Origin of the sequence: Roseibium sp. MMSF_3412, from assembly GCF_030733265.1 — a bacterium.
Lineage (GTDB): Bacteria > Pseudomonadota > Alphaproteobacteria > Rhizobiales > Stappiaceae > Roseibium.
In genome coordinates this window covers 160,641-173,186 of the sequence record NZ_JASHJI010000008.1, presented here as the reverse complement: position 1 = coordinate 173,186, position 12,546 = coordinate 160,641, and the positions used below count along the sequence as shown (strand labels likewise).

At 59.3% G+C, this 12,546-nt stretch carries 8 protein-coding genes; 1 reads left to right on the top strand and 7 read right to left on the bottom strand.

The annotated features are described in order from the left end of the window. Positions 1-23: 23 nt before the first annotated feature. Positions 24-1,511 (bottom strand): serine protease, encoded by a 1,488-nt coding sequence (locus RBB49_RS15865; RefSeq protein ID WP_306143829.1) that lies wholly within the window; start codon positions 1,509-1,511, stop codon positions 24-26. Between the two features lie 324 nt (positions 1,512-1,835). Then, positions 1,836-5,255, bottom strand: coding sequence for an acyl-[ACP]--phospholipid O-acyltransferase (locus RBB49_RS15860; protein ID WP_306143917.1), 3,420 nt, complete (start codon positions 5,253-5,255; stop codon positions 1,836-1,838). Positions 5,256-5,447: 192 nt separating this feature from the next. On the opposite strand from RBB49_RS15860, the gene RBB49_RS15855 reads away from it, so the two are divergent. Next, complete coding sequence (locus RBB49_RS15855) at positions 5,448-6,038, top strand: TetR/AcrR family transcriptional regulator (protein ID WP_306143828.1); 591 nt, start codon at positions 5,448-5,450, stop codon at positions 6,036-6,038. Between the two features lie 68 nt (positions 6,039-6,106). Here RBB49_RS15855 and RBB49_RS15850 read toward each other — a convergent pair whose 3' ends face one another. The 5 genes from RBB49_RS15850 to RBB49_RS15830 form a co-directional block, all read right to left on the bottom strand. Further along, positions 6,107-7,588 (bottom strand): YdiU family protein, encoded by a 1,482-nt coding sequence (locus RBB49_RS15850; RefSeq protein WP_306143827.1) that lies wholly within the window; start codon positions 7,586-7,588, stop codon positions 6,107-6,109. Between the two features lie 113 nt (positions 7,589-7,701). Continuing rightward, positions 7,702-9,129 carry a c-type cytochrome biogenesis protein CcmI gene (gene ccmI / locus RBB49_RS15845; RefSeq protein WP_306143826.1) on the bottom strand — a complete coding sequence of 476 codons (1,428 nt, stop codon included), beginning with the start codon at positions 9,127-9,129 and terminating at the stop codon, positions 7,702-7,704. Further along, entirely contained in the window at positions 9,126-9,614 is a 489-nt protein-coding gene (locus tag RBB49_RS15840) for a cytochrome c-type biogenesis protein (RefSeq protein ID WP_306143825.1), read from the bottom strand. Before RBB49_RS15840 ends, ccmI begins: the two co-directional genes overlap by 4 nt. A 9-nt stretch (positions 9,615-9,623) precedes the next feature. Then, positions 9,624-11,609, bottom strand: coding sequence for a heme lyase CcmF/NrfE family subunit (locus tag RBB49_RS15835; RefSeq protein WP_306143824.1), 1,986 nt, complete (start codon positions 11,607-11,609; stop codon positions 9,624-9,626). Beyond that, positions 11,606-12,412, bottom strand: coding sequence for a Crp/Fnr family transcriptional regulator (locus RBB49_RS15830; protein WP_306143823.1), 807 nt, complete (start codon positions 12,410-12,412; stop codon positions 11,606-11,608). The genes RBB49_RS15835 and RBB49_RS15830 overlap by 4 nt, the downstream gene beginning before the upstream one ends. Positions 12,413-12,546: the final 134 nt, after the last annotated feature.

Here is a 12,546-nt window from a genome sequence, read left to right as displayed (position 1 = left end):
TCAGGAGAAGCGCCGCGACGGGCTTATCCGTTGCACCTCACAACAAGTGTATATTCGCTGAGCTCTTCTGCGATCGTTTCCGGTGCAATGGGTTCATCTTCTTCATCCAGGTCAGCGCTTACACCATTCTGATGCAGGAAAAGCTGCGCAATCGAACCCCGAATTGCGAAGTTGATATTCTGGGGAATATCGCCGAGCAGCTCGAGAGCCGCGACGGTGTTGAGTTTTGCCACGACGACACCGACAACATTTCCGGCTGCATCGACCGCAGGTCCGCCGGAATTGCCCGGTTGAACCGGTGCCGTTATCTGCATGTTGATGCCGTTGCCGCCAATTCCCTTATGTGCAGCAACTGCGCCGCGTGTGATGTTGAGACCTCCCAGAAGGCCGTGAAGCGGATACCCGGCGATTGTCACGTCGGAATTCAATCGCGCAGGGGCATTCGCAAATGTCGCGACCCTTGTTACAGGCATCTCCGGAGCAAGGAGGAGAGCAAGGTCGAATTGCTCGTCCATTGCCAGCAATTCGCTTTCATACCCGTTCACATCCAGCTTATCGCAATCCTTTACGACATGGGCATTCGTCAAAACGTGTCCCTTGCCTGTCACGACAAAGCCGGTTCCTGCTCCAAGTTTTGGAGCATCGCTGTTTTTTCCTTCTTCAGCGTCCGGGCGCTTTGTCTCCTGATCAGGTTCTTTTTCCGACTGGTTCTGGCGGTTACCGGCTTCGCTGTTCAGATAGTCGTCCCTTTCTTGCTCTGCCGCGCGCCACTGTCGGAGAAATTCATCAGTGACCTCCATCATACGCGGCGAGAGTTCGATCATGTTTGGATGCTCGCCCAATGTCATTGTCGCCAGGAGAAGGTTCAGAATGCCCAGATCTTCGTTGCTGACATAGACCGCGACCGTGTTCCAGGTCCGGTTCAGGGATCTTGAGATGACATAACCAGACCTTCGTTCGCTCTTTAGAAACGTGAGCCAAACGCCTTTTTCCCGCCGGTCCTTGAGAATTTCGAAGTGCTTTGATTGGGTCCACAAGTACTTTTGCATTGCCGACTTGGGACCGGTGAATTTCTCGAATACGTAGTTTTCCTTCGCTCCGATGTATACATCGATAAATCCATCAGTTGTCTCGTAGTCTGCATCAGGCAGAAACAGTGTAACGTCAAGTTCTTCGAAATAAACGTTTTTCCAGTTGGAGGAGCGGAACATAATTTCTGTATCGATGACAATGCCTAGTGCAAACAGATTGGTTATTTTGTCGAGGTATTTGCTTTTCTCATCTCTTTCAAAATAGTCCCGAAGAGCTTTTCTGCTTCGTTTTCCCCAGATTCCATCGGCATCGCTGTAGTAGTCCAGATTAAGAGCAAGCGCGGCCTGGATGAATGCCAGTTCCGAGGAGGTCCACGCCCTCGGGTCGAATGGTGCATCAAGATCGAGGGCTTCTCGCGCAAGAGAAGACGTTGTTGCGAGACTGAAAAAGAGCAATCCAGCAAATATGAAAGTGCGCATTTTCAGTCCGGTACGAAAAAAGCGCGCGCAAAAGGTGTCCCCTTTTCATAATGAAGTTGCAGGAAGGGAAATTGCAAGTGAATTTCAGTTCACGTCGAAAATTCACGGGTGAGGTTTGCTGCCTCGTTGGTTGCAAGGCGCACATCACGTCTTGCGCTGATAGTGAAGACCGCCAGGGCGTGACCGGATTTGACGGGATACCGGTTGTGACGCTGCCTGGCTTTCAAGGCCCGGCCTCACCAAGCGTTTCGATGAGGAAACAGACATGTGCCCCGATTCAGGCCGGGACACATGGCATTGTGGCACCTGTCGCTGCTGTTGGCGTCAGGCGGCGTCCGACACCGGGTCTTCGCCGGTTACCAGTCGCGTGACACCCGCGAAATCGATCTTTCCTGTGCCGAGCAAAGGCACCTTGTCGACGGTGCGAACCTCGGCCGGGATCATGAGATCCTGAGCGCCGCGCGCCTTTGCGGCCTTCAGGAAATCGTCCCGGGTTGCCTCGGTGCAGTCGGTGATGAGAACCAGCTTCTCGCCCTTGCGCGCATCCTTCACGGCGGCAACCGTCGACAGGTTGTCCGGCCAGACCTGGGCCGCAATTGCTTCAACAGCGGCCAGGGAGACCATTTCACCGCCGATCTTGGCGAAGCGCTTGGCCCGCCCCTTGATGGTGATATAGCCTTCCTCGTCAATGGCGACGATATCGCCCGTGTCATGCCAGCCATCCGCCAGCGGCTGGATGACGCCCGGCTTGTCTGCCTTCAGGTAGCCGACCATCACGTTCGGACCGGACACAAGCAGGCGTCCACCTTCTTCGACACCCGGTACCGGTTCCAGGCGCGCCTGCATGCCCGGCATGAGTTTGCCGACCGTTCCCGGCTTGCTGAACATCGGCGTGTTTAGCGCAATGACCGGAGCGGTCTCGGTGACGCCATAGCCTTCCAGAACGCGGACACCGAACCGGTCCATATAGATCTGGCGGGTTGACTGTTTCACCGGCTCCGCACCCGCGAAGCAATAGCGCAGTGAGCGGAAGTCATAGGCGTGGGCCACGCGCGCATAGCCGTTCAGGAACGTGTCCGTGCCGAACAGGACTGTCGCGTTGGAGCTGTAGATCAGCTCCGGAATGATCCGGTAGTGCAGGGGCGACGGATACAGGAATGTCGGCACACCGGAGACGAGCGGCAGGATCGTGCCTGCCGTCAGGCCGAAGGAATGGAACATCGGCAGCACGTTGAACACCTTGTCGGAGGCGGAAAAGTCGATCCGCGAAGCCGCCTGGTTTGCGTTTGCCAGAATGTTCTTGTGCGTCAGCACGACGCCCTTCGGCGTTCCTTCCGAGCCGGACGTGAACAGGACAACGGCGGTGTCGCTGCCGCTGCGCTCCACCAGCGGACGGTTGCGGGTCAGTGCGCCGCGCAATTTGTCGAACAGGCCGATTTCCTTGCGAAGTTCGTCAAGCCAGACAAGTTTCACATGCGGGGCAAGCTTGTCGGTCAGACCTTCCAGCTTTGCCTGGCGCACGAAGGTGCGGGAGGTCAGCACCGTCTTGACCTCGGCCGTGCGGCAGGCCGACAAGACACTTTCCGGACCTGCGGTGAAGTTCAGCATGGCGGGCACCTTGCCCGCCGACATGGCGGCCAGGAGCGTTACTGCCGAACCGTTGGCGTTGGGCAACATGATGCCGACTGTCTCTTCGTCTTTTGTGCAGGCCAGGATCTTGCGGGCGAGGACGGAGGCACCGGTCAGCAGCTTGCCATAGCTCAGGGGACCGGAAAGCGGATCTTCCAGTGCAGTCTGCGAGGCTCCGCGCTCCTTGGCGGTTGCAATCACCTGATCCAGAATGGTCTTGTCTTCGGCCAGATTGGTTTCGAACATCAACTCCGACATGATCTGGTAGAGGGAGCTGCCTGCTGCGGCGCGGCGTTTGCGTCCCTTCAGGTCTTCCGGCAATTCCAGGCGTTTGGGTTCCATGATGGTCACCTTTACTTTGGGAAACAGGCGTTTTCGGATCTGGTTCGGGTTGAGATAGGAAAATGGCGTCTTTTCCAGTCCATCGATGCGGATCGGCACGATCATCGCTCCGGTCTTGTCGGCGACCATGGCGGCCCCGTCATAGACTTTCATCAGCGAACCGGTGACGGTCAGCCGGCCTTCGGGGAAGATCACCATGGGTTCACCGGACTTCACGACCTTGATCAGCGACCGTGTGGCGAGCGGTTTGGCCGGGTTGACAGGCAGGGCATTGGCCAGCTTCAGGAACGGGCGCACCCACCAGCGCTGAGCGATGTTGTAGTCGATCGCAAAGGTGGGGCTGCGATCGGTCAGGGTCAGGGCGAGACCCGCGTCCAGATAAGACACGTGGTTGAGGGCCAGGATGGGGGCTTCGCCCGCCTTTTCAAGGTTTTCCAGTCCCTTGATGTCGACGCGGAATATGGCGCGATAGAGAATGGAAATCGCATCGCGCATCGCATTGGTGGGCAGGGCTTTCAGCATCAGGACCGCAACCAGCCCGTTCAATGCGCTGAGCAATCCCATGATGGCCGATACGGAAACACCGGCTCTCTGGGCACCGGCAAGCGCAAGTCCTCCAAGAGCCATAAGCGCGGCACCAAGGGCATTGGAGCCGGCAATGCGGCGTGCACGGGTCGCCGGGTTCGCCCATGCCTGAAGGGCTGTGAACGTGGGAACCGCCAGAAGCGCACCGGAAATCGCCAGTCCTGCCATGTCGAAAGTCAGGCGCAGTGTGCCTTCGCGGCCCAGGAGTTCAAGCAGGCCAGCGGTGGGGACGTCCCGGGGCAAGGACGAGAGGGTCCAGGCGATGTCGGCGCTGAAAAGTGCGATCAGCAAGGTGCCAACAGGCGCCGGCAGAAGTACCACGCGGCCGGCGGCCAGCCATGCGGCGAGTGCGGACCCGATGCCGATGGAGATTGCGAAAACGGTCAGGAAATAAGTGACGGCGCTTTCATCGCCGCCCAGGATGTCCTTGACAATCAACGGAAGAACAGCGAGCACGATCGAGCCGACGAGCCAGAACCAGGCGTTCATCAATGCAACGCGAAACAGGCGCCTGTTGCCGGCCAGATCGCTGAGAATGCGCCATGTCGAAGTCAGCAGGTTCCAGTCCACCTTCAGGTCCGGTGACGCGGCGGTCGATTGCGGGATCTGCCGGCTCATGCCGTAGCAGGCGAAGGCAAGAAGCAGCATGGCGGGCGCGAAGATCAGGGACGGGGCACCAGCGGCGAACACCAGCCCGGCGGAGATCGTTCCGGTCAGGATGGCGAGAAAGGTACCGGCCTCGATCCAGGCGTTCGCCCGGGGCAGTTCATCGCTCTCAAGGTGTTCCGGCAACAGGCCGTATTTGACCGGACTGAAGAGCGCGGACATCGAGCCGAAAAGAAACAGCGCGGCAAACAGGACAGGCAGGGACGCTGTCAGCATGCCGACGACGGCAATGCCCGCACCGGCGATCTCGATGGCCTTTGTTCGTCTGGCCAGGATGGATTTGTCGTATTTGTCGGCCAGCTCACCGCCAAGCGCGGACAAAAACAGATAAGGAGCAATGAAAACCGCGCCTGCCAGTGCGATCAAAGCACCGGTATTGCCGGTTTCGGCACCCGTCGCGGCAACCTGGAACAGCACCAGAAAGACCAGAATGTTCTTGAGGAAGTTGTCATTGAACGCAGACAGGAACTGGGTCCAGAAGAGCGGAGCGAACCGCTTTGACGTGATCAGGGGGGTGCGCATGTCTTGTGTTCTCTCCAGTGGTGTGGCGTCCATTCCGGCCTGCTGATGCCCTTCGGCTGCTTTTCCGTCCTTGCGCCTTCGAGCAGGCTTGTCAAAAAATGAACAATGTTCACTATTTGACAAAACCACACGAGCCAGGATAGGTCAAGAAAAAAATGAACTGAGTTCATTTTTAATCGACGGGTGTGGTGAATGGCGGGTATTCAAAAGGCAAAAAGCGAAGAAACGCAGCGGCGCGTTCTGGAGGCTGCGGTCAAGGCTGTTGAGCGAGGCGGGTTTGAAGCACTTCAGATCCGAAGGATTGCTGCCGATGCGGGGTATTCGGTCGGCTCCGTCTACAAGCACTATGCAGACCAGGACGCCCTGGTGACAGCTGTTGATACGGTCACGCTGGCACGGATCAAGACGGCGATGGCACAGGCGGTGGAGGGGGTTTCAGATCCGCTGGAACAGTTGAAGGCGCTCGCGCGGGCGTATCTTGCGTTTGCGCAGGAACACCGCAATCTGTGGCAAACACTGTTTGCTCTCAAAATGGCGGAGGGGGCTCCGACACCGGATATTCATGTGCAGGAACTTGTCGACCTTCTGGGTTTTATCGCTGAGCCCTTGCGCCAGCTTGAGGATGGTCTTGACGCGGAAGCGCTTGCCGCGCGCACGCGCACCTGTTTCGCTGCACTCCATGGCCTCGTTGCAATCAGCCTTGAGGATCGCTTCGTCGGATTAACGACGGAAACACTAGACAGCGAAATGATGTTTCTTGTCGAACGGCTGGCGGGACGCTAGAGCTTTTTTTTCAGCCAAATTCTGATCATTTGAGCGAGGCTCTTTTTCAACCTGGCGAGAAGCCTGGTTCAGGTCCCGCAAAATGTGCGATAAGGGCCCAGTTCGGCAGGGGCCGGCGCGGCGTAGGCCTCAAGACCATCACGTTCGACGAACGGCTCCGCAAGCACGCTCAGCAGCTTGTTGACCGGCTCGTAGTCGCCGGATTCTGCCGCTCCGAGTGCTTCTTCGACCTTGTGGTTTCGCGGAATGTAGAGGGGGTTCACGGCGTCCATCCTTGCCTTGGTCTCTCCGGCGCTGCCCCCTTCCGATTCAAGCCTCTGCCTCCAGCGGGAAAGCCAGGTTTCCATGCCGTGCTCTTCCGGAAAAAGGCCCAGGACGGGACCGGTGTCGCCAGCAGCTGCGTCTGACAGCTTCCGGAACAGCAGGGTGTAGTCGATCCCGTGCTCCTGCATCTGCGCCAGAAGAGCGTCTGCAAGGTCCTGATCATCCTCGGACTCGGTGAGAAGGCCGAGCTTGTTACGCATGCCGTCCAGCCAGGCTGATTTGTAAAGGTCCGGAAAACGGCCGAGTTCCTCGCTGACCCGTTCGACGGCCTTGTCCAGATCGTCCGGGTCGATGAGAGCGAGCAGCGTCTCGGCGAGACGGGCAAGGTTCCATTGCGCGATCATGGGCTGGCGGCCAAAGGCGTAGCGCCCGCCGTGATCAATCGAACTGAACACGGCCGCCGGGTCATAGGCATCGATAAAGGCACAGGGGCCATAGTCGATGGTCTCGCCGGAGATTGTCGTGTTGTCCGTGTTCATGACCCCGTGCACGAAACCGACAAGGACCCACCGTGCGATCAGTTCGGCCTGGCGTTGCATGACGCTGGCAAAGAGTTTCAGATAGCGGTCGTCTGTGCCCGCCAGATCCGGGTCGTGCCGGGAAATGGCATAGTCCGCTAGCTGGCGGACCTTCTCGGTCTCGCCGCGCGCTGCGAAAAACTGAAACGTACCGACACGAAGATGGCTGCCGGCAACGCGGGTCAGGACGGCGCCCGGCTTGGGGCCTTCGCGGTAGATGGTTTCACCCGTGGTCACGGCAGCCAGCGCCCGCGTCGTTGGAATGCCGAGTGCATGCATGGCCTCGCCGATCACATATTCACGCAGAACCGGGCCGATCACCGCCTTGCCGTCACCGCCGCGCGAAAACGGGGTCGGGCCTGAGCCCTTCAGCTGAAGGTCGCGCCGCTTGCCTTTCTTGTCGATAACTTCGCCGAGCAAGAGTGCGCGGCCGTCGCCAAGCTGGGGTGAAAACCCGCCGAACTGATGACCGGCATAGACCTGTGCGAGCGGGGACGCACCCTCCGGGCTTTCGATACCGGCAAACACCTTCGCACCATAGGGTGTTTGCAGCGCTGCCGGATCCAGTCCGAGTTCTTCGGCAAGTTCCTGGTTGAACAGAACGATCTGGGGCTCCGGAACCTTGTCACCCTCCCACGCGACGTAAAACCCTTCCAGGTCCCGGGCGTAGGAATTGTCGAATTGAAAGAGCGGCGGAGTGGCATTCATTTGGATGTTCCGGAACGAGGGCAGCGCGATGTGCGTTTGTCGGACCTATATATAGGCAAACCGATCCCGTTTCCGAGACCGGTTTGTTTGTGTGTCTGACTTAGGGCTAGCTTTTATTCCACCAAGCTTTCGACGTTCTCCCTGATCCTGTCCAGGATTTCAGGATTTTCCGAGTAATGCGCACTTGCCCTGGCCAGAGCGTCGGACGCCTTGGCGCTTTCTCCCAAATGGCTGTAAGAGCGCACAAGCATGACCCAACCATCGGGGTTGTCGGGATTTTCTTCCAGCTTGGCTGCGAGGCCGGCAACCATGCCCTCGATCATCCTGGCCTGTTCTTCCGCTGACAGGCTCGCGGCAGCTGCGAGGTCTTCCTGACTTGGTCCACTGCTTGTCGCCGGCCCTGCAACAAGGTCGAGTCCCAGATCGGCGGCCGTTGCATTGAGCTTTGAAAGGATGAAGGGGGCTGCGGAGAACCGCTCCCTGGCTGCTTCCAATGTCGCCTTGGCTTTGCCGGTGTCACCAAGTGCAGCCCTGATCCGGGCAAGCTCCTGCCATCCCTTGTAGTCGGACGGATCAGATTTCAGCTGCTCTTCCAAGACGGAGGCCCGGCGCAATGGAGCGAACTGGTCTTCATCCGTTTGTTTTCCGCCTGCCTTGTTGAGTTCCACGCGGCTGGCGTCAGGCAGGTATCTTGAAACATCGCTTTCGGTAAAGCGGGCCATGTTGACAATGTCGCGCCGCACGAGGGGCATCCAGGGTGCATTGGGGTCCGATTCAGCGGCAAGGGCGGCCCAGTCCTGAAGCGCGCCCTCAAAATCCTGCGCCTGCGCCCTGGCGAGCGCCAGATAGTAGCGCGCGCGCGGATCGCCCGTTTCGGCGCGGATCTGCTGAAAGAGGATCTTCGCCGCCTGCGGGACCTTGTTGCCGTTGGCCAGCGTCATGGCCTCCGCATAGGCGGACAGAACGCCCGGGTCGTTGCCGGAAAGCTCAGCGGCGCGGCGGTACGCATCGGCCGCAGAGGCGTTGTCGCCCGTCGCGGCGTAGCTTCTGGCAAGCAACCACCAGTCTTCAAAGGATTCGGGGTTTTTCTTCACCGTTTCGACGAGGAGCTCAATCCTGCTGCCGATGTCGCCGGCCTGGGCTTTCTGGACGAGCGCTTCTGTTTTCCGGGCTGCCAGCGGACGATCTTCTGCTCCTGCTGTGCCAAGCCAGGCATATCCGGCGGCGGAACCGGCAACAAGAGCGCCGGCGACAATGACGGCAGCAAGCGGCGATTTGCGTGTCACCGACATGCCGCCGGCAGAATGGCGGGCAGCTTTTAGGGTCCTGGCTTCAATTTCGCGCTGGGCTGCATCGAACTCCCGCCGTGAAATGAGACCGGATTCCAGGTCGCGCTGGATTTCGTCGGCCTGGTCTCTGTAGATCGACAAAGCCGCGTCGGTTTCGTCGCGTTCGATCTCTGTCTTGCGCAGAAACGGGTAGGCCAGCCATGCGGCGCACACGAAGAGAGCAGTTGAACAAAGTATCCAGAAGATGGTCATGGCCGTCCCTCCTGCAGAAGTTTGCGCGCCGCTTCGCGCTCGTCTTCGGTCAGCCGGACTTCCGTTCGGTCCGGGCTCCGGGATTTCAGATAAAGCGCCACAATCGCCAGACCGAGCAGCAGGGCGAGTGCCGGCGCAGCCCAGAGGACCGCATTCCTGACCGAAAGTCGCGGCTGCAAAAGCACGTAATCGCCATACCTGTCGGCGATATAGGTCAGGATTTCGGTATCCGAGTCGCCCTCGCTCATGCGCGTTCTGACGAGAACGCGAAGGTCCTTGGCGAGACCCGAATTGGAGTCGAAGATCGACTGGTTCTGGCAGACGAGGCATCGCAGCTGGCGACCGACGTCCCGCGCACGGGCTTCCCTGGCCGGATCGGCAAACATCTCGTCGCCGTCCACAGCAAGGGCAGGACCGGATAGCACCGACACGACAGCCAGTACACTCAGCAATCCAATCAGAAGATGACCAAGAAACATGCGCATCCTCATCTCCTATTCTGCTGGTTGGGGAAGTGCGGAAGCCGAGCGCGACGGGGCTGGAACACCAACCCGCAAGCGTCTGTCGGCGAGGGAGACGAGACCGGAGATCGATATCAGAAACGCCCCCAGCCACATCCACGGGACGCCTGGATTGTAGTAGAATCTCGTGACGAATTGTCCGTTCGCTGCCGGGTCGCCAAGAACGGCATAGAAATCGCCATGCCAGCGCGTTTCGATACCGGCCTCCGTGGTCGGTTTCTGCTCGACCGGATACCAGCGGCGTTCCGGGTGAAGAGCGGTGATCGTTTCGCCGTTCCGGCTGACCGACACCGTCGCGACGGATGTGCGGTAGTTCGGCCCCATGCCGTTTTCCACGCCGACGAGCGTGTACTGGTAGGCGCCGACATTCACGGGCGTACCAGGTGTCACAGTCTGAATTTTCTCGATGCTCCAAAGTGACGCGGCAACAACGCCAGCAGAGGCAACAGCCAGTCCCAGATGACCGAGGCACAGGCCCCACGCCGAAAGCGGTAGACCGGCGAGCCTGCGGGGAAGACTGGTCCACCTGGCCGTGCCGATACCGGCGCGCCGCGCAAGGTCCAGCAGTGTTGCGACGCCCAGGAAGATCGCGATTGCAACACCAAAGACGCTGACCGGATTGGGTGTCCCGAACACAATGAGGAGCATGATGCCGAGCAGGGCCGTGATCAGGCTTGTGACAAGCACGTCCTTGCGCAACTTTCGGGTTTTTGCCCGTTTCCAGGAGAGGAATGGACCAATGGCCGCCAGAAGAACGACACCGGCAAAGATGGGAAGGAAGGTCCGGTTGAAGTAAGGCGCGCCCACAGTGATCTTGTCGCCGGTGACAATGTCCAGAAAGAGCGGGAACAGGGTTCCGACAAAGACCGTCACCGTGCAGGCGCTCAAGAGAACATTGTTCATGAGCAGCCCGGTTTCGCGCGAAACGGTGGCGAACGTACCGCCCTCCCTGATTTCGGACGCCCGAAGGGCGAACAGCGTCAAGGCACCGCCGATCGCAAGGGCCAGAAGAAATAGAATAAAGACGCCACGCTCGGGGTCGTTTGCGAAGGCATGAACCGAGGACAGGATGCCGGAGCGCACCAGGAAGGTTCCGATCAGGCTGAGCGCGAATGTCAGGATCGCAAGCAGGATTGTCCAGCTCAGGAGCGCTGCACGCTTTTCGACAACGAGTGCCGAATGAAGCAGGGCTGTCCCGAGCAGCCAGGGCATGAAAGACGCATTTTCAACCGGGTCCCAGAACCAGAAACCGCCCCAGCCAAGCTCGTAGTAGGCCCACCAGCTTCCGAGCGCGATACCCGCCGTCAGTCCCGACCAGGCCAGAAGCACCCAGGGCCGCATCCAGCGCGCCCAACTCGGGTCAACCTGACCGCGCACAAGGGCGGCGATCGCGAAGGAGAACGCCGTGGAAAAGCCGACATAGCCGAGATAAAGCAGCGGCGGGTGCAAGGCGACACCGGGGTCCTGCAACAGCGGGTTCATGCCCTGGCCGTCCAGTGGCGGGTTGGCAACGCGCTCGAACGGATTGGACGTCAGAAGGATGAACGCCAGAAACCCGACGCCGATCATCGCCTGTACCGCCAGGACGATGGAGCGCATGCTGACCGGAATGCCTTTGCCGAAAAAGGCGATCAGCACGCTGAAGAGCGTCAGGATCAACACCCATAGCAGCATGGAGCCCTCGTGGTTCGCCCAAACACCGGTGACCTTGTAGAGCATGGGTTTGGCCGAGTGGCTGTTGAGCGCAACGTTCAGAACCGAAAAGTCGGACACGATATAAGCGTAGGTCAGGACGGCGAACGCCGTTGCCGTTGCCAGAAACTGGATCTCGGCGGCGTGGTCGGCAAAGCGCATTGCCGCTGCGTTGTCGGTTCGAACGCCCCAAATGGGCACGATGGACTGCAAGACCGCCACGATCAGGGCCAGAACGAGACAGAAGTGTCCGAATTCAATGATCATGGGAGTGCTCCGTCACGCGCAAGGGAAGGCGCATTGACCGCTGTCAGGAAGCTGCTGACATGGCTGGTTGAAGAAAGGTCGGGAATGTCGACAGGCAGACGCCGTTCAAGCGCCTTCGGGTCCGGAATGGCGATTGCATTGCGCGAGGGGAACTGAACCAGCCTGTTCTTCTTCAGGCGGGAGAAGACGCGGCTGATGGTTTCCGTGTTAAGGCCAAGATAGTCAGCGATGTCCTCGCGCGTCATCGGCAGTTCAAGGTAGAGCGATTGTCCGACCGGGCGTCCCAGGCGCCTGGCAATGTCAACAAGGAACAGCGTTACCCGTTCCGTGCTGTCCAGCCGTCCAAGGGTGACGAGATGGGCCGAGCAGGTTTCAAGCCGCTGATGAATGACGGTGAAAAGTTCGGTGACCAGTCGTTGTCCATCTCCGCACGGTCCTCCTGCATTTGCCGGAGACACAAGGCTGGACAGATCTATTTCGCATAGAACCGTTTCTGTGAGGGCTTCGATCCACGAGCCGCTCTGGCTGCCGTTGTTCATGCCGCACATGATGTGGCCGCTTGTTTCCAGCCCGAGAATCTGCCGGCGGCCATCGGACAGGCCGAAACAGATCGCGGCCATGCCGTAGAGGATGATCCAGACTTTCCGGCAGGCTCCGTCGCCGAGACTAAGCCGGTCACCGCGTTGCAGTACCTTGTGCTTCTTGTCCAGGTGACCACCCGTGACGTGCTGGCAAAGCCTGGATCGGCACATGGCTTCACTGCATGCCAGCTTGCCACCCATTAAGATGTCGTGACTGTTCATACGCGCCCCGCTCCCGAGTGCGGCGCGGTCTCTCCCACCGGCCAGTCACTCAGCTTGTGCGGAGGTTAGGAAAGCCCGTTCAGGCGGGCCATGACCTAGATCATTTCGTGATTGTGAATATTCGCAATTGAAAC